The 16,748-nt window shown below is 60.7% G+C and carries 15 protein-coding genes; 4 read left to right on the forward strand and 11 right to left on the reverse strand.

All coding sequences use genetic code 11. The annotated features are described in order from the left end of the window. Positions 1–13: 13 nt before the first annotated feature. The 3 genes from AC1RL4_RS21970 to AC1RL4_RS21980 form a co-directional block, all read right to left on the reverse strand. Positions 14–388, reverse strand: a complete 375-nt coding sequence (locus AC1RL4_RS21970) for a DUF6124 family protein (RefSeq protein WP_019582286.1) — start codon at positions 386–388, stop codon at positions 14–16. Between the two features lie 849 nt (positions 389–1,237). After that, positions 1,238–2,029, reverse strand: coding sequence for a response regulator transcription factor (locus AC1RL4_RS21975; protein ID WP_275406296.1), 792 nt, complete (start codon positions 2,027–2,029; stop codon positions 1,238–1,240). Positions 2,030–2,150: 121 nt separating this feature from the next. Continuing rightward, a complete protein-coding gene (locus AC1RL4_RS21980; protein WP_028940117.1) occupies positions 2,151–2,621 on the reverse strand; it encodes a prepilin peptidase in 471 nt (156 codons plus the stop codon). Positions 2,622–2,696: 75 nt separating this feature from the next. Between AC1RL4_RS21980 and AC1RL4_RS21985 the strand changes: the two genes are divergently transcribed. Both AC1RL4_RS21985 and AC1RL4_RS21990 read left to right on the forward strand, forming a co-directional pair. After that, positions 2,697–3,137 (forward strand): TadE/TadG family type IV pilus assembly protein, encoded by a 441-nt coding sequence (locus AC1RL4_RS21985; protein WP_096481240.1) that lies wholly within the window; start codon positions 2,697–2,699, stop codon positions 3,135–3,137. After that, positions 3,134–5,902 carry a PAS domain-containing sensor histidine kinase gene (locus AC1RL4_RS21990; protein WP_230175437.1) on the forward strand — a complete coding sequence of 923 codons (2,769 nt, stop codon included), beginning with the start codon at positions 3,134–3,136 and terminating at the stop codon, positions 5,900–5,902. The genes AC1RL4_RS21985 and AC1RL4_RS21990 overlap by 4 nt, the downstream gene beginning before the upstream one ends. Here the strand turns inward: AC1RL4_RS21990 and AC1RL4_RS21995 are convergent. From AC1RL4_RS21995 to AC1RL4_RS22015, 5 genes are all read right to left on the reverse strand, one after another. Continuing rightward, the gene (locus AC1RL4_RS21995) at positions 5,872–7,854 is read right to left on the reverse strand and encodes a pilus assembly protein TadG-related protein (RefSeq protein WP_230175434.1); all 1,983 of its coding nucleotides are present in this window, start codon (positions 7,852–7,854) and stop codon (positions 5,872–5,874) included. The two genes, AC1RL4_RS21990 and AC1RL4_RS21995, sit on opposite strands and share 31 nt — an antisense overlap. A 317-nt stretch (positions 7,855–8,171) precedes the next feature. Next, on the reverse strand, positions 8,172–8,729 hold the full coding sequence (locus tag AC1RL4_RS22000) for a DUF4136 domain-containing protein (RefSeq protein WP_111455263.1): 558 nt from the start codon (positions 8,727–8,729) through the stop codon (positions 8,172–8,174). Positions 8,730–8,782: 53 nt separating this feature from the next. Then, positions 8,783–9,412, reverse strand: a complete 630-nt coding sequence (locus tag AC1RL4_RS22005) for a DUF4136 domain-containing protein (RefSeq protein WP_028940121.1) — start codon at positions 9,410–9,412, stop codon at positions 8,783–8,785. A gap of 12 nt (positions 9,413–9,424) precedes the next feature. Then, positions 9,425–10,174, reverse strand: coding sequence for a methyltransferase domain-containing protein (locus AC1RL4_RS22010; protein ID WP_019582282.1), 750 nt, complete (start codon positions 10,172–10,174; stop codon positions 9,425–9,427). Then, positions 10,174–10,476 carry a MazG-like family protein gene (locus AC1RL4_RS22015; RefSeq protein WP_007937232.1) on the reverse strand — a complete coding sequence of 101 codons (303 nt, stop codon included), beginning with the start codon at positions 10,474–10,476 and terminating at the stop codon, positions 10,174–10,176. The genes AC1RL4_RS22010 and AC1RL4_RS22015 overlap by 1 nt, the downstream gene beginning before the upstream one ends. Before the next feature lie 191 nt (positions 10,477–10,667). On the opposite strand from AC1RL4_RS22015, the gene AC1RL4_RS22020 reads away from it, so the two are divergent. Then, the gene (locus AC1RL4_RS22020) at positions 10,668–10,961 is read left to right on the forward strand and encodes a hypothetical protein (RefSeq protein WP_019582281.1); all 294 of its coding nucleotides are present in this window, start codon (positions 10,668–10,670) and stop codon (positions 10,959–10,961) included. A gap of 85 nt (positions 10,962–11,046) precedes the next feature. Beyond that, positions 11,047–12,387 (forward strand): MATE family efflux transporter, encoded by a 1,341-nt coding sequence (locus AC1RL4_RS22025; RefSeq protein ID WP_019582280.1) that lies wholly within the window; start codon positions 11,047–11,049, stop codon positions 12,385–12,387. A gap of 23 nt (positions 12,388–12,410) precedes the next feature. Here AC1RL4_RS22025 and AC1RL4_RS22030 read toward each other — a convergent pair whose 3' ends face one another. The 3 genes from AC1RL4_RS22030 to speA all read right to left on the reverse strand — a co-directional run bounded on the left by AC1RL4_RS22030 (position 12,411) and on the right by speA (position 16,674). Next, positions 12,411–13,208 (reverse strand): DUF4123 domain-containing protein, encoded by a 798-nt coding sequence (locus tag AC1RL4_RS22030; RefSeq protein ID WP_204123881.1) that lies wholly within the window; start codon positions 13,206–13,208, stop codon positions 12,411–12,413. Further along, positions 13,205–14,527: a contractile injection system protein, VgrG/Pvc8 family gene (locus tag AC1RL4_RS22035; RefSeq protein ID WP_230175432.1), complete on the reverse strand. Its 1,323-nt coding sequence runs from the start codon at positions 14,525–14,527 to the stop codon at positions 13,205–13,207. The genes AC1RL4_RS22030 and AC1RL4_RS22035 overlap by 4 nt, the downstream gene beginning before the upstream one ends. Positions 14,528–14,760: 233 nt before the next feature. Next, positions 14,761–16,674, reverse strand: coding sequence for an arginine decarboxylase (speA, locus tag AC1RL4_RS22040; protein WP_018928415.1), 1,914 nt, complete (start codon positions 16,672–16,674; stop codon positions 14,761–14,763). Positions 16,675–16,748: the final 74 nt, after the last annotated feature.

Below are 16,748 nucleotides of genomic sequence, written 5' to 3' on the forward strand. Positions count from 1 at the left end.
GCCTACAAGGGGGTTAGCAGTGTGGCGCGGGTTTTGGTACGTCGACGTTATCCAGCACCCGATTCACCGCCAGCTCGGCCAGCATGATCACCTGCTGAATCGCCAGGAGCGTATGCCGCTGTGGGGCGTCGACATACGCAGCAATGTCGCTGGTCATGACGCTGGCTGAGGCCAGTGACTCGCAGACATGAGCGAGCAGGCTTTCGTTGTCCATGTCCGGGGCGACCAGAAACATCCTGCTTGGTTTGCGGCCTTCGGGTTGTTTGGGTGGTGGTTTTAGGTAGTGGTCGAGCGCGCGTTCGGCGGCTTCGTTGAGTTTTTTGGAATCAGGGGATTCGTAGGGGGAAACGTCGTCAGTTTCAGGGGGATTTGGTGTGGCTTTGAACATGATTACACCTCCGGGATGAAATGGAGCCACTTCCAAATTGCCGCGACGCAATTTGGGGTGGCAGCTGTACGCGGGTTCGCGGACCGACCCCTGAGGCTTGCTCGGCATACCCGAAGGTATCCCGCGCACAGTCGCCATGACACGAAACGACAGACACCAAAAAGTGTTGTTGTTCGGTGGAGCGATTATGCCTCAAGAATCGAGCCGCGACGCCCGGTCGCTGAATTGTCAGCGACGGACAAAGGCTAGAGACGCCGCTTCCGACGGGCAACCTGAAAAACATGTGGGAAGGTTCTGACGTTTTTACCGACCAATAAACATCGTTGCCTGTAAGGTCGCCTTCGCGGGCAAGTCGGATCGCCGCACCGCTCGCTCCTACAAGTGGGTCGGCGTATGTCTGGGAGAGATAGGTCGGCTGTCAGGCCGCCAAGATCAAAAGATCGCAGCCTTCGGCAGCTCCTACAGGGGAGCGGCGTACACCCGCCAAACTACAGGCCGAGCGTTAGCTCGCCTGCCGCTTTTGATCTTGATCCACCCGCCCCTTCGGGAGGCTGAGTGGAGGTGTTCATCTGGGGATTGGCGCGCAGCGCCGTTCGACGCAGTCGAACACATCGCATGTAGGTTGAAGCGAAGCCAACCGTAGGGCGATGCCCCCAGATGGATACCGGAGCGAAGGAACGCCGAGCCTTAGCGAGGGGCCGTACGCTTGGGGCGAGACCTTTTGGGTACTTTTGGGGCGTTTGCCAAAAGTGCCTCGCCGTAAGGGCGAAACCATAAGTAGCCGTTACCGCAGCAACGGATATGTACACACCACCAACAAGAACATGGTCGGCCCAAAGGCCGCCAAGATCAGTGCGCAGAAACCCGCCGCCCCCCAGCATTCCCGGGCGACAACGCCAACGCCACCTGCGTACGATTATGCATATGCGTCAACCGCAACACCTGCGACACATAAAGCTTCACCGTGTTCTCGGTAATCCCCAACTCACAGGCAATCTGATAATTGGTCTGCCCCTTGCCCACCAACTGCGCCACCTCCAACTGCCGCGGCGACAACTGATTGAACACCGCCGGCATCCCCACCACCCGCTCCGGTTCACCGACCACACTGTCAACCGAACCTGACACAGGTTCCGGGGACGCCCCCCGACGAACCTTGTCCAGATCCTGATAAAGCTCATCGATCGATTCACAAAGATACTGCAGCTTCTGACTCAAATGCCCCAACTGCAGATTTCTCTGCCGCTCCTGCAAGGCCACCTCCTGACGCTGCAAACCTTCGAGCAACTCAGCCAGATCAATCGGCTTCTGATAGTAATCGGCGAACCCGATACGCAAAGCCTTGATCACATCCTGCTTGTTCGCATACCCGGTGAGCATGATCGCCTCGAACGCCCGGTGCTTGCCCGACAACCGCTGCAGCGCCTGGACAAGCTGGATGCCATCCATGTCAGGCATCTGCAAATCACACAACACCAAGCCGATATTCACGTCTTCGCTGAAACGCTCGATCGCCTGATGGCCAGAGACGCAAGGCACGCAGCGATAACCATTGAGCTCGATGAACTCGCAAAGCTCTTCGACAATCAACGGCTCATCATCAACCACAAGAACTTTTACTGCCGAGGTAAGCTTGTTCACGTGCCACTCCATGCCAAGTCTGGCTTGGCTGCTCCTGCACCGACACCACAGGCTGTACAACAACAGTTTTGAAAGTAGACGCACTTTCCAACTATGTACATAGAACAGGGGACGCCTGCGATTAATGCATCCAGGCCAGTGTGAGCAGCACACCCACCAGCACGAATGGCGCAAAGGGCTGCTTTTTTGACGTCCCAGGCTCCAGGTAACGAAGACGCGCCCTAAGCCCCTGCCCCATATGCAGCCAGAGTCTTGGCGCCAGCAGCAGCCAGAGCACACTGGCCACCCCAGCGCCGATGAAACCGCCGAGCAGGTGCGTACCGTCCGTCGCAAGGCCCAGCGTCGCCATCAGCTTCACGTCGCCTGCCCCCATGCGTCGCACTGCATAACCGGGCAAGGTGAAGGCCAATGCCAACAACAAAGCCCCGCCGCCCTGCACCGCCTCGGCCCCCAGCCACGTAGTCCCTGTCCACAATAGATAGATAAGCGCCAGCACACCTGCGCCAACGGTCAGGCCGTTGCCGATGTGGCGTTCTCGGGCATCCTGTGCTGCGCAAAGCGTCAGCCAGATGAGTAGGACAAGGCTCTGCATCCGGTAAAAAACGTCCGTTTTGGCTGAATGATTCTATGCTGACACTACGCAGTAATTGTCAGGGTAGACGCACTCATGAAAACAGGCCTCCCCCGCCAACAAAAAGGTGCCGTGGCGATTGAGTTCGCCTTGGTGTTCGTGATTTTTTTCGCCGTGTTTTATGGATTGGTCAGTTACAGCCTGCCGCTGTTACTGATGCAATCGTTCAATAAGTCCACGGCTGAAGCGGTGCGCCGCAGCGTGGCGCTGGACCCAAGCACCGCCAATTACGACACCGCCGTGCGAACCGTTGCCACCACCGAACTGACCCGGCAGCTGGCCTGGATTCCCGCCGCGCTGAACTTCAACGTGGCCACCGACGCCAGCGCCACCTACACCGGCGGCGTGCTGACGGTCAGCATCAACTACCCCACCAGTAAACTGAATCAAGTGCTGCCGTTTCTGGTACTGCCGGGAATCGGTTCGGTGCCCAATCTGCCGCCGACCCTCACGGCCCAATCGAGCCTGCAGTTTTGAGCTCCGGGGACAAACTCTTCGGGCGTCTGCTCAATCGCCATCCGCCACAGACCCCGAACACGCCAGACCCTGCGAGCGTGCAACGTGTCGGCTTGCAGCTGCATCTGAATGATGAAGGTCGAGTGATTCAGCTGAGCGGTCCGTTGCGGCATCTGCTGGCGCAACAGATACCCGACGCGCAGTCACCGCACCTGCTCGATTACCTCATGCCCCATAGCGCCCTGTCGGTCGAAGGCACGCCGGCCGAGTGGCAGGGACAAAATCTGGACCTGGACTTTTTTAGTCTCGCCGGGCAACCGCTGCACTTGCGCGGCTGGGTGCAGCCGTTGGGCGAAGAATGGTTGTTGCAGTTGATCGACATCGGCGATCTGTTGCTCGAACGTCGACAAGCGCGCAGTCGTGAACAGTGCCAGTTGCTCGCGGCGCAGGTCAGCGAGCAGTTGCGCCTGTGCAGCCTGACGCGCCTGCCCGAGGTACTGGCCGAACAACTGCAAGGCCTGGCCCAGCGTTTTCAGATTCCGTGCATGGCCATGGCCTTGCTCGATGAACAGGCCGAGGGTTGGTTGATTCACCAGCAGTACGCGGCCTTCGATGCACCAAGGTTGTGGGAAACCCATCAACGCCTGGGCACCGGCCTCGACAGTTTGAATGGCTCAGTCCCCCAACAGCTGACACCCAGCGAGCACCCACGCCTGCAAAGCATCTTCGGCAATACCGAAGGGTTCGCGGTGCCCTATCGCAATGCTCTGGGCGTGGTCGCGTGGTTGCTCTGTGGTTTCTACCCGGTGCAAGAACGTGCTCCCGACTTGAGCGAGCGCGACTGGTTGCAACTCACCGCCGCCCTGGCCGGCCCGCTGCTTGAGCGCTTGCGCGAGCATCAGCACCACCTGCAACTGGAGCGGCTGGAATCTCTGCAAGCCTTGCTCGGCACCGGTTGGTGGGAGCTCTTCAGCGACCATGCCGAGGTGCAATTGGCGCCGTCGCTCGCCAGTACGCTGAACCTTGCGAGCACTCGTTTTCCGCTGCACGACTGGCTCGAACAGATTCATCCCGCCGACCGTGAAGAGCTGACGATTCGCCTGCAATCCTTGCAAGACGAAGGCGCGCCGTTGCTGTTGTGCGTACGTCTGCATCGCCCCGACACGGCGCAAGCGCCGATCTGGTATCGACTGCAAGGCCAGGCGTTGGGCATCGGTAAAAACCGCCGGCTGGTGGGTTTCATGCTCGACATCAGCGACATCAAAAACCAACAGCAGAACGCCGCTGCCGCCCATGCCCGGCTGGACAACCTGATCGCCAGTTCACCGGCGGTGATCTACGTGCAGCGCTATGTCGAAGGGGCGCTGCAACCGACGTTTTTCAGCGACAGCCTGTTGCCGCTGCTCGGTTGGTCGCTCGCCGACTGCGCCGCAGGCTCGCTGGTGGAGCGGGTCCATCCTGAAGACCGCGACGGCTATTTCGAGCGTACCCGGCAACTGCTGCGCGAGGGTTCGGTGAGCGCCCGATATCGACTGCGCGACAGTCACGGCGATTACCACTGGCTGCTCGACGAAGCCAAACTGCTGCGCGATGACCTCGGGTTGCCGGTGGAGGCCGTGGGCCTGTGGCTGGATGTCACCGAGGCGACCCTGGCCACCGAGAAAGTCAAACAGAGTGAAGAGCGCTACCGGATCCTGGTGGAAGACTCCCCGGCGATGATCTGCCGCTACCGCCCCGACCTGACGCTGACCTTCGGCAACCGGCCTCTGGCGACCTATCTGGAATGCCAACCCGAGCAGCTGCCGGGGGTGAACCTGGGCAGCTGGATGTCGTCGGAGCAGCGCGAAGCGTTCCTCCAGCGCCTCAGTCGACTGAGCCCGGAGTTCCCGGTCAGCACTGCGGAGATCAACCTGCAACTGCCGGGACGGGAACACGCCTGGTGGGTCTGGTCGGATCGCGGCGTGTTCGACGACCAGGGTCGTTTGCTGGAAATTCAGGCCGTGGGCCGCGACAACACTGAGGTCAGGCGCGCCCAGCAGCAGCTTACCCAGAGCGCGAAAATGGCCACCCTCGGCGAAATGGCCACTGGGCTTGCCCATGAGATCAATCAGCCGCTGAACGTGATGCGCATGGCCATTGTCAATGTGCTCAAGCGCCTGAGCAATGGCGATGCGCAAATCGATTACCTGACTGACAAGCTCAATCGCATCGACGCACAAGTCCAGCGCGCCGCGAAGGTGGTGGATCACATGCGGGTGTTCGGCCGGCGTTCGGAGGTCGAGCAGCAGCCGTTCAATCCGGTTCAAGCCATCGAGGGCACGCTGGCGCTGCTGTCCGAAGGCCTGCGCGGCAAAGGCATTGAGCTGCGGGTCAGCGAGAGCGGTTTTGATGTGCAGGTGCGCGGTTACGTCGATCAGCTGGAACAGGTGCTGATCAACCTGATGGTCAATGCACGGGATGCGCTGCTGAGCAAACGCGAGGCCGACCCGGCGTTCAAACCGTGGATTTCGCTGTACGCCGAACGTGATGAGCATTCAGTGCGGCTGTGGGTCGAGGACAACGGCGGCGGCATCGACCCACGGTTGCTGGAGCGGATTTTCGAGCCATTCTTCACCACCAAACCGGTGGGCGTCGGTACTGGGCTCGGGTTGTCGGTGAGTTACGGCATCGTCGAGAACATGGGCGGACGGTTGAGCGTAAGAAACGCGGCCGAAGGCGCGCGATTCTGCATCGAGTTGCCGATTGTCCCGGGCGATCAGATCACCAGCGACGCGCGCCCTGAGTGACAACTGAGGTTGGCGCCGACGTCGACCTTGTTCAAGTCGACCCCAAGGCTTATCAGCACAGTGTTGATCAGACTGTCGAGCAACGGGTTGAGCACGCCGTTGATTGCGCTGACCAGCAAACTGGTCACGCTGCTCAGGATCGCCCCCAGACCGCCGACGAGACTGCCTGACGGGCCATACATATCGACGTGAAGGTTGACCGGGGTGTTGAGCAAGTTGCTGACAATGCTGCTGGTGGAAAATGAGTAGTAAAACGGCGGCTGGTTGATGTCCGGCAGGCTGTTGGCCGGTGGTGCGGAATAGACATGGGGCATGTTGGTGTTCGCCGCCACACTGGTGTCGGCAACGACATCGATGCCACCACCGACGCCTGGCACACGCGGATCGCAGGTGATGGGCACGAACAAAAACCTGCGACAGGTTTTGATCCCGATATCGATCAGTTTCAACGGCAGCACCGTGACCGTCGGTGGTGCGGTGTTGCTGCCGAACATACTGGCGGCATCGATCCGGCCGATTTTCAGGTTCACCAGCGATGCGCTGGTGTTGGTGGTCAGGGTTTTGTTGGTGTTGCTGATGCAGCTGTAAGCCGTGACGTAACTATCGGCACTGGCGACGTCCAGCGCCACGTCGAGCCGTATCGGCCCCGGTAGCACGATGACGTCGGGCGTCTGACAGGGCACGCCGATGGCACAGGTCAGTGAATTGAGCACCGCCACCAGGTCGAGATTGAGCAAGGCGTTGAGGGTGTTGGTCAGCGGTCCTGCCAGATCCGCCGCGGCATTGACCAGCGCCGCGATGGCGTCCAGCGCCGGCAAGTCGATCGACAACAACGTGCGAAGCTGTGCGGTTCTCACGTAGATCCGATTGGGCCCCAGCGGATCCAGCGCGGCGTTTTTCGGATTGCCGATCGCGGAGAGTTGCGGCGGCTCCAGTACCTGCACCCGAGCGGTGATTTGCGCCAGGCCCACCAGATTGATCGGCACCGTTGCCACCACACCGTTTTTCTTGTTGGCCAGTTGCACGACGCCTTCGATCAGGTTGAACACACTCACAGTCGTCGCGAACGTTGAGACGTCGCTGCCGTTCTCGACGTGCAGCAGATTGCCCAACACCACAGTCGTGGAGCCAGCGGCCACCTTGAGGGCTTGTAGACCGACAATGGTCGCCGTCGCACCGAGGGTGCCGCCGGGGTCCAGCACATTGACGGCGGTCTGGATCAATTGGCTGACGGCCACCGAAGCGCCCAATACCTGGTTATACCCGGCGGCGTTGAGGCCGAGGTCGACCTTCAGTCGATCAAGGTAACCCAACAGGCTGATGTTGGTGTTCACCAACCCATCCCACCCTGCCACGGACACGTTCAGACTGCCGCCGAGCAAACCGCCGAACAGCGCATTGAGGGTAGCCGACTTGCTGCTATCGATGCTCAGCGCTGTGGTGCGCAGGGTCAGCGATGCCAGCGGTGGCGGCAGCGCCGCAACGGCGGTCGCCGTCAGGTTGAGGGTGGCCCCGGCCGGCGCACCGCCGAACAGGGCGCCAACGCCACCGGCGAAACTCTGCGGCACTGAATGACTGACGATCACCCGAATGGCTTCGCTGCTGCTTGGGTTAGCCACAAAAACCCGAAGACTGTTGGCGTCCAGGCTCAAGGTGCCACAGGCTACCGCCAGGCTGCGCGTGGGGTCAGGAAGGGTGAAGCCGTTGCGGTTTACGCTGGCGGTGGCATAGGCGGTAGCGCTGGCACCCACGGCGCAATCACCGTTGCGCGTGGCAGCCTCCAGTGCGGCCATGTCGGCTATCCGCTGCAAGCTGCGTTTCTCCAGGTACAAGCGGCCACTGTCGACCACGATCAGCAGGAACACCAGGGCCATGCCGAGGGTCAGCACTGCCATCAAACCGATCGCTCCCCGTTGCCGGGCCGGGCTACGAAACTGCAAGCAGGGAGACATGGCGCACTCCTTTGCCGGCACACCGCCGAGGGCTACCTCCATTGATGAACAGCAGTGTAGACAAGGGTTTGCCGGATTGCTGGCAACTAGCCACTCCACCAACAAAAACTCCATGTGGGAATGGGCTTATTGTGGGGCGTGTGTGGCGAGGGGGCTTGCCCCCGTTGGGGCGCGAAGCCCCCCCTAAAACCAGCAACCACAATCTTGAACTTAGAAAGTGGTGACTGGTTTTACGACTGCTTCGCAGCCGAACGGGGGCAAGCCCCCTCGCCACAGGCTCGCCCTACAGGGGGCTGTGGTGTTGGTTAGTTCAGGGTTCAGCGCGGTGGATAGTTAGCCAATATGCGCCCAACCGTCTGGCGTATCGTATTGCTGCGGTCCTCTGGCTTGGGTGTGCGGCTGAGGGTCTGCTCGTCGCTGCCGCGCCACACCAGTTTGCCGTCCTTGCCATCGAGCAGGTCGATCTGGATGGTCGCCACCTTGTAGCTGACGTTGCGGGTTTCGTTGTACATCGGCCCGCCCCAGTAGCCGTTCCATGGGCCACCATAACCGCCGCCATAGGAGGTGGTCACTTGTTGCTGGCGATCTTCAACGATCAGGTAGGTCTGCACCTTAAGGTCTGCCTTGGCGCCGGCGGCGGCCGGACGCAAGCCACGCTGATCCAGTTGATCGGCAACGGCCTGGCGGATGCGTTGCTCGGTCAGGTCACTCTTGATCCTTGGGTCGTCGGGACGGTATTGCACGGCGGGCTCTTTCCAGCTCCAGCTGCGATAGGCGGCAAAGTCGCGGCTGGCATCGAAGTCATGATTGACCTCGTTGGCGGCGCAGGCAGTGAGCAGCGCGGCGATGGCCAGTAAAACGAGACGGCGGAACATGATTTTTCTCCGATTGAAGACATGCACCTGCGGGGCGCTCCCTTAATAGGGAGCTAACTAGGAGGATACGCCGACATGGCCTTTTCGACAGCTTCGCGCAGGGCATCGGCACGTTCGCTCTGGTTGCCCTGACTGCTGGTTTCGGCACTGGCACTCCACACCGGTTGACCGGTGCTCGCGTCGAACAGATCGACCCGCACCACCACAACCTGTACCTGATAAGTACGGACGACCGGCACGCTGTTGTACATGCCGTAACCCGTGCCGTAGCGGTTGTAACCACCGCCGTAATACCCGCCGCCATAGCCGCCACCGTAACCAGAGCCGTCCTGCACCTGACGCAAGCGGGTTTCCAGATGCAGGTCGGCGCTGACCAACAGGTCCGCCGGGCGGTTGTCGTGCAGTGGGCGCAAGCCGCGCTGGTCTAGGGCATTGCTGACGACTTCGGCCACCTGCTCCGAATCGGCCCAGGCCGTGCCCGCAGGCAGGCGCCCGTTGAGCCAGGCCCAGCTGCGGTAGCGACCGTAATCCCGTGGCGCCGCCGGGTAGGCGCTGCGGTCGAAAGTGCCGGCGGCCTGGGGCGGTGCCGGTGGCAGGGGATTGGACGTCGCGATGTAAGGGTTGTCGCCCTGACAGGCCGCCAACCCCAGACAGATCACCAGTAACCCTGAACGACTTTTCATTGCGCACTCCGGTCAGATCGGCCGACAGATCCAGTGCAAGTAGCGCCCAAGCCCGGCGAAGCTTGGGTGACGGCGGTGAGCCAATTCCATTTCCAACAAGTCGAGCAGTTCGGCGCGGGCCTGGAATTCCACCGGCATGTAGTCGTGAAAAACCCGCACTCCACTCTGGGTTTCGACCCGCCACAGACCCTCAAGTTGCGCTGCCAGCTCCCGTGGATCAAGCGGCTGTTGCGGCGTCAGGCTCTGCTTCTCGCCAGCCATGTCGTTCTTGCGCATCTTGCGGAAGTGGCCCTTGAGCAGGTTGCGGTAGATCAGCGCATCGCGGTTATAGAACGCCAGGGACAGCCAGCCATCCGGCTTCGTCAGCTGATGCAACACCGGCAAAATCGCATGGGGTTCGGCCAGCCATTCCAGCACGGCATGGCACAGCACCAGGTCGTAGGGTTCGGTGAGCTGACCAAGCAACTCCTGCCACGGCGCCTGAATGAATGTCGCGGTCTGCCCGGCTTCGGCAAAACGCTGGCGAGCGCCTTCAAGCATCGGCTCGGCGGGTTCGGCCAGGGTCACCTGGTGACCGCGCTGGGCCAGCCACAACGACATGTGGCCCAGGCCGGCACCGATGTCCAGTACGCGCAACGGGCGGTCCGGCAGGGTTTCGGCCAGGTCGGCCTGCAGCACCGCGAGGCGGATCGCCCCTTTGGCGCCACCGTAGATTTTTTCAGCGAAGCGGGTCGCCAACTGATCGAAATGACGGTCGCTCATCAGCTGAACCGCCGTTCGCTGTCCGCGAGCTTGTTGCGTACCACTTCATTCATGTCCAGTCCCAACTCGCTGCACAGCAGCAGTAAATACAGCACGATGTCGCCGATTTCCTGCCCGGCATGGGCCAGTTTGTCCGCCGGCAACTGGCGCGACTGGTCTTCGGTCAGCCACTGGAAGATTTCCACCAGCTCGGACATTTCCACGCTCGCGGCCATGGCCAGGTTTTTCGGGCTGTGAAATTGCCGCCAGTCATTGCGGTCACGAATGGCGTGCAGGCGTTCGGTCAGTTCAACAAGGTTCATCGGGCTCTCCTGAAGGCGTATAGCTTCAGGGGGATGACGGGTGAAGGCAAGTGGCAGCGTTGTACCTGCGTACTTGCGCCATACTCAAAAAAATCGCAGCCTTCGGCAGCTTCCACGGGAACCCGGGAGCACGATCAATAGCCCAAGGCTCGGATCCGGCAACCACGCCACCACTCCATCAGGACGTACACATGCAGGTAGACAGCTTTTTCGAATGGCTCGGCCAGGCAATCGGTTCGGTCATCCGTTTTATCATCGATACCCTCAGTGGCCTGTTCAACCTGTTGAGCAACGCCAGCAGCAATTTTGTCGATGGGCTAGCCCAGGCATTGGGCATGGACACTTCGATCATCAGCATCATCACCTTGATCCTCGGGCTGATGCTGCTGTGGGCGGCGATCCGCGCCTTCATGAACGCGTCGATCATCATGGGGATTATCTGGTTGCTGCTGGGGTTGTGGTTGCTGAGCTGGATCATTCACTAAGGCTGCCACACAGGCTCGCTTCCACAATGGATCGGTGCGAATTCCGAGTTCGTCGCTACAATGCAGGCGCCCCCAAGGAGCCTGCATGTCCAACCTGATTGCCGACTGGCGCGACCGTCCGACCCATCGCCGCGTCTGGGCGCTCGCCGCCCCGATGATTCTCTCGAACATTTCCGTACCGCTGGTGGCACTGGTCGACAGTACCGTCATCGGTCACCTGCCCTATGCTCATCAGCTCGGCGCCGTCGCGGTGGGCGCCAGTCTGTATACCTTTCTCGCCTGGGCCATGGGCTTTCTGCGCATGGGCTCCACCGGGTTCGCCGCCCAGGCTGCCGGGCGCGGGGATGGCGCTGCGTTGCGGCAGATTTTGCTGCAAGGTCTATTGTTGGCCATGGGCCTGGCCATTCTATTGGGGGCGTTGGGTGTGCCGTTGAGCGGGGTCGCGTTGCACTTCATGCAACCGTCGGCAGAGCTGGATCAACTGACCCGCGAGTTCTTCCACACACGGCTGTTCGGCCTGCCGGCGGCGCTGGCCAGCTATGCGCTGGTCGGCTGGTTTCTCGGCACCCAGAATGCACGGGCTCCGCTGGCGATTCTGCTGAGCACCAACCTGGTCAACATCGCACTCAACCTGTGGTTTGTGCTCGGCTTGGAGTGGGGCGTGGTCGGCGCGGCACGGGCCTCGGTGATCGCCGAGTGGACCGGCGCGTTGATCGGCCTGTTCATGACCCGCAAAGCCCTGCGCGCTTATCCCGGCCATATCGCCTGGGCCGCATTGGCGTTGTGGCAGAGCTGGCGCCCATTGTTGGCGGTCAACCGCGACATTTTCATCCGCAGCCTGGCGTTGCAGTCGGTGTTCTTCCTGATCACCGTGCAGGGTGCACGACTGGGCGATGCCACGGTCGCCGCCAATGCGCTGCTGCTCAACGGCCTGCTGCTGACCGCTCATGCGCTGGACGGTCTGGCCCACGCCGTGGAAGCCCTGTGCGGACACGCCATCGGTGCTCGCGACCGTGATGCCCTGCGCCGCTCACTGGTGGTGGCGTGCGGCTGGTCGTTGCTGGCAAGCCTGGGGTTTGCCCTGCTGTTTCTGTTCGCCGGGCACCTGTTCATCCAGATGCAGACCAACATCCAGAGCGTGCGCGACACCGCCTTCATCTATCTGCCGTACCTCGCCGCGCTGCCGCTGATTGCGGTCTGGAGTTACCTGCTCGACGGCCTGTTCATCGGCGCCACCCGCGCCCGGGAAATGCGCAACGGCATGCTGTTGACCGTGATCCTGCTGCTGCCCTTCGCCTGGATGCTGCAAGGCTTGGGCAACCATGGACTGTGGATAACCTTCCTGTTGTTCATGATGCTGCGCAGCCTGACCCTTGGCACATTCGCCTGGTACTTGCACAAGAACGACGGCTGGTTAAAAGGATGACGAGCGACACATCTACAACTCATTCAGGGTTGATCGTTCTGCCACAGATTGCGCAGGCTATCGAGACGCTCCTGCTGGGTGGTTCCCGATAACGACTGCCCCGGCACGGCGTCAGGGTGCTGCAAGCGCAGCCATAACCAGCCATCGAGCACCGGGCGCTCACTGAAACCCAGCGCCAGCCCTTCCTGCAGGTGAGCCCACAAGCTGTTGTAGTCGGTGCCGGCGGATCGGCTCCAGCGCCAGGCATGCTGCTCCAGCAGGCAGGTCTGCAAGGTGTCTCGCTGACGCGAACTGAGGTTTTCTTCGATGGCCAGCGGCCTGACGGCAAGCCGTGGATTGAACAACTGCTGCCAGCCCAGACAGCCAATGGCCCGATCGGCCCAGGTGCCGCCGAACCAGCGTAACTGATCGATCGGACCGAGCCAGCGACTCAGCTCCTGCGCATCGCAGGCATCGAAAAAGTAACTCGCCGTTTGAGGGTTGTAGTAACTCAACAAGGCCCGGTGATGCAGGCTGAAGGTGACGGTGAGCATGCGGCGCAAATGCTCCAGCAGCTGTGATGAAGAGGCGTCACTGACCAGCAGCAACCCGCCCCATATGTGTGGCTCACTTGAGTACAGCTCGGCGAGTGCCGGGCATTCGCGAAGGTCGACCAACACTGGCCCGTGCTCACGCAACGGATGAAACTCGCTGCCTTCGAACAGCCAGAACCATCGGACATGAGCAAACTGTTGCCGCAACATCGCACCGGCCTGAGGCACGCCCGGTACATCGAGCAACAGCCATTGCGGGGTCGAGTCGGGCGCCTGAACGGCAATCATGCCGCACCGCTCTGACCAGGCTGCGTCGCTGCCCGGCAAGTGCATAAGGATTGCGCGCAATGATTGAAACTGCCCCCACCTGGCAGCAGACACAGAAGTACCAAGGGTTCACTGGATTGCAGTAAACCCGATAAGCCATCAACCGCGCGGCTGGCTTCAGTGGTCGAGGCGGATAGCAGGTCGGCCATGGCTGACTCTGCGCTGAACGGTGGTCCGGGAAGAAATCCGCTGATCAAGGGTTGATCAGGATCACCTTCGATAAAGCTCACCAGCACTTGCGTGCCCTCACTCAAGGGCATGACACCCGCGCTTTCCAGCTCGCCGGATAACGGCAACCAACAGTGGCTGGGGGCTGCGCCTTCGCCCTGATAAAGCCAGTCAAACTGCACGGCAACTGATCTGCCGGGATCGGGGCGAGATTCACCGACGTCGACTACCCATCCCCTTTGCAGGCTGTGCATCCTGGGTTTCACAACGGGATGAGCCGCAATGAAAGGCACCTCCTGCGCAACGACGCGCAGCTGGTTGCGATACAAAAAATCTGGCTGTTGTCCTCCCTGATGCTCGACATGGGTCACTAGCCAGAGACGATTCCAGTCCGCATACGGATGACCAGACAACGGCATCAGTTGACCACTGCGCAGCGTTGCCAGGTTCGTCTTCCCTTCGGCAATCTGCCCGCAGCCATGAAGCTTGAACTGATGTACTCCCGGTCGTTCGCTCTCATCCTCGAAGACCCTCTCTTCGCCACGGCGAAACTGCCCCGGACCGTCGCCCAAGACCAGACAATGCCCGCGCGCACGGTGCTCGAAGTAGTAATGAAGCCGTTCCTGGGCGCATAGACGCTGGAAAAACTGCAGGTCCGACTCCCGGTACTGCGTGCAGAAATCACGGGACGGGTAATCACCGCTGAGGTCGAAACGACGATCCTTGCCGGCAATCCCATGCTCCTTGAGCACCTGAGCGAGAATGTCCGGCACCGAGCGATCGCTGAAAATTCGCTGAATGAAGCGCTGGGCCAGGCAAGCAAGCCTGGGGCCCAGACGCACACGACAAAGCCTGGGCTCATTGCCATGGCCGAGTTGAACGAGGCCAAGCAACTGCCCGTGAATACCCTCCCCTTGCGGCCCGAAGTGCAAAAAGGCCGAGCGGTACAGCAGGCTTGCAAGGTCCAGCGTCGGGTCATCGTTCAGCAGATCCACGTCGAACGCAAAAGGCTCGCTGATCGCTTCACTACCGGTAAAGGCCAAGACCTCAAAGGGGTCGGGAAGACCCGCTATATCCAGACGAAATGACGGCTCGTTGACTGAATCGAACATCGGCAATTCTCTACAGGAGGGGCGGCCGGGGATTCTCGCTGAGAGACATGGCCGAGTAGAGTGCCGAAGTACAACTTAGGAAATGACCTACGTGAAAAGAAGACCACATCGCTTGGATTGCTCGGTATGTGGGCTATTTCGCGTGACAAAAGAGAAGCCCCGCACCAGGTCATCTGAAATTTCCGCAACCTACGGAGAAATTTCAGACAACCTGATGGGCGCGGTGCCTTACCTCAAGAAGACAGGTAAGACGAACGGGTCAGGCCCAGACGCAAGGCATCGAGGAACTGGGTGCGCTCGCTGGCGCTGATGCGGGCACTGGCGCACTTGTCGCGGTAGTGGGTCATCAGCTCTTCCGGCGACAAGTGCACATAACGCAGCATGTCTTCGATGGTGTCGTGGGTTTCGATACCGGCGTGGTAAACGCTGCCGTCAGCATTCTGATAGATGTTCACCGAGTCGGTGTCACCGAACAGGTTGTGCATATCGCCAAGAATTTCCTGGTAGGCACCGACCAGGAAAATCCCCAACAGGTAGTCTTCACCCTCGTTCAGACCGTGCACCGGCAGGCTGGTCTCGATGCTCTGCTCGTCGACGTACTGCTTGATCTTGCCGTCGGAGTCGCAGGTCAGGTCTTGCAGCACCGCACGGCGCAACGGCTCTTCGTCGAGACGGTGCAGCGGCAGGATCGGCAGGACCTGGCCGATGGCCCAGGTGTCCGGCAGGCTCTGGAAGACCGAGAAGTTGCAGATGTACTTGTCGGCCAGCTTGTCGTTGAGTTCGTCGAGCACCTGACGGTGGGAACGCTGACGGGCCTTCAACGAGTTGTGCAGGCGGCGGCAAACGGCGAAGTAGCATTGCTCGGCCAGGGCTTTTTGCGCCAGGGTCAGCTTGCCATCGGCGTATTGGGTGGCGACGTCACTCATGTAGTGCGTGGCGCGCCAGTAGGTCTCGGTGACCATTTCGATGTCGGTCGGGCCGAGCAGGTCAACCAGCCACTGCACGGTTTCCGGCAGTTCTTCCTTGTTGTCGATCTTCGGCACGTCGTCGTTGTGTTTCTCGACGTCGGTCACCTGCACCACCAGCATCGCGTGGTGGGCGGTCAGGGAGCGGCCGCTTTCAGAGAAGATGTTCGGGTGCGGCAGGCTCTGCGCGTCGCAGAATTCCTTGAGCATCCCGACCACGACACCCGCGTAATCGTCCATGTCGTAGTTGATCGAACTGGCGTTACGCGAGTGAGTACCGTCGTAGTCCACGCCCAAACCGCCGCCGACGTCGATGTGATCGACCGGCAGGCCAAGGTTGCGCAGTTCGCCGTAGTAACGAATCGCTTCCTTGAAGCCGTGCTGGTAGTCCGCCAGGTTGGCGATCTGCGAACCCATGTGGAAGTGCAGCAGGCGAATGCCCTGGTCCAGGCCAGCGGCACGGAAACGCTCGACCACCGACAGCAGTTGCGCCGCCGACAGGCCGAACTTGGATTTTTCGCCACCGGTGTCTGCCCACTTGCTCGACGCCAGGGACGACAGACGCACACGCAGGCCGACCTGAGGCTTGACCTTGAGCGACGCCGCTTCTTCGATCACCAGACCGACTTCGGATTCTTTCTCGATCACGATGAACACGTTGTGGCCCAGCTTCTGGCCCATCAGCGCCAGACGGATGAACTCGCGGTCCTTGTAACCGTTGCAGACAATGGTGCCGCCCTTCGGCGCCAGTGCCAATACCGCCAGCAGCTCAGGCTTGGAGCCAGCTTCCAGACCGATGGAAACGTTCTGGGTGGCGATGATGTTTTCGATCACCGCTTCCTGCTGGTTAACCTTGATCGGGTACAGCGCGGTGTACTTGCTCTGGTATTCCAGGCGCTCGATGTTGGCATCGAACGCGCCGGTCAGCTGACGCACGCGGTCTTGCAGGATGTCTGGGAAACGCACCAGCAGCGGCAAGGACAAACCGCTTTTGCGCAGTTGGTCGACTTGCTCGAACAGATCGATAGGCGAACTGGTCGGGCCGTTCGGACGAACTTCGACGCGACCGGCGTCATTGATCGCGAAATACCCGGCCCCCCAATGGCGAATCCCGTAAACACTGCGGCTGTCCGCAACTGTCCATTGGCTGCCATCGTCTTTGCGTGTGCGTCTTACGGACATCGAAGTCCCCTATAAAGAAGTCATAGAGCGTCGCCTTGAGTTCAGGCCGGCGCAGTCTAAAGAATGAAAATGAC

The organism is Pseudomonas sp. GW822-FHT07A10 (assembly GCF_058798795.1).

Coding starts and splice junctions, on each gene's coding strand:
- AC1RL4_RS22015 (WP_007937232.1), bottom strand. CDS start 10,476: ATGAACCTTGTTGAACTGACCGAACGCCTGCACGCCATTCGTGACCGC.
- AC1RL4_RS22010 (WP_019582282.1), bottom strand. CDS start 10,174: ATGAGCGACCGTCATTTCGATCAGTTGGCGACCCGCTTCGCTGAAAAA.
- AC1RL4_RS22000 (WP_111455263.1), bottom strand. CDS start 8,729: ATGTTCCGCCGTCTCGTTTTACTGGCCATCGCCGCGCTGCTCACTGCC.
- AC1RL4_RS22025 (WP_019582280.1), top strand. CDS start 11,047: ATGTCCAACCTGATTGCCGACTGGCGCGACCGTCCGACCCATCGCCGC.
- speA (WP_018928415.1), bottom strand. CDS start 16,674: ATGTCCGTAAGACGCACACGCAAAGACGATGGCAGCCAATGGACAGTT.
- AC1RL4_RS21985 (WP_096481240.1), top strand. CDS start 2,697: ATGAAAACAGGCCTCCCCCGCCAACAAAAAGGTGCCGTGGCGATTGAG.
- AC1RL4_RS22035 (WP_230175432.1), bottom strand. CDS start 14,527: ATGTTCGATTCAGTCAACGAGCCGTCATTTCGTCTGGATATAGCGGGT.
- AC1RL4_RS22020 (WP_019582281.1), top strand. CDS start 10,668: ATGCAGGTAGACAGCTTTTTCGAATGGCTCGGCCAGGCAATCGGTTCG.
- AC1RL4_RS21970 (WP_019582286.1), bottom strand. CDS start 388: ATGTTCAAAGCCACACCAAATCCCCCTGAAACTGACGACGTTTCCCCC.
- AC1RL4_RS22005 (WP_028940121.1), bottom strand. CDS start 9,412: ATGAAAAGTCGTTCAGGGTTACTGGTGATCTGTCTGGGGTTGGCGGCC.
- AC1RL4_RS22030 (WP_204123881.1), bottom strand. CDS start 13,208: ATGATTGCCGTTCAGGCGCCCGACTCGACCCCGCAATGGCTGTTGCTC.
- AC1RL4_RS21980 (WP_028940117.1), bottom strand. CDS start 2,621: ATGCAGAGCCTTGTCCTACTCATCTGGCTGACGCTTTGCGCAGCACAG.
- AC1RL4_RS21995 (WP_230175434.1), bottom strand. CDS start 7,854: ATGTCTCCCTGCTTGCAGTTTCGTAGCCCGGCCCGGCAACGGGGAGCG.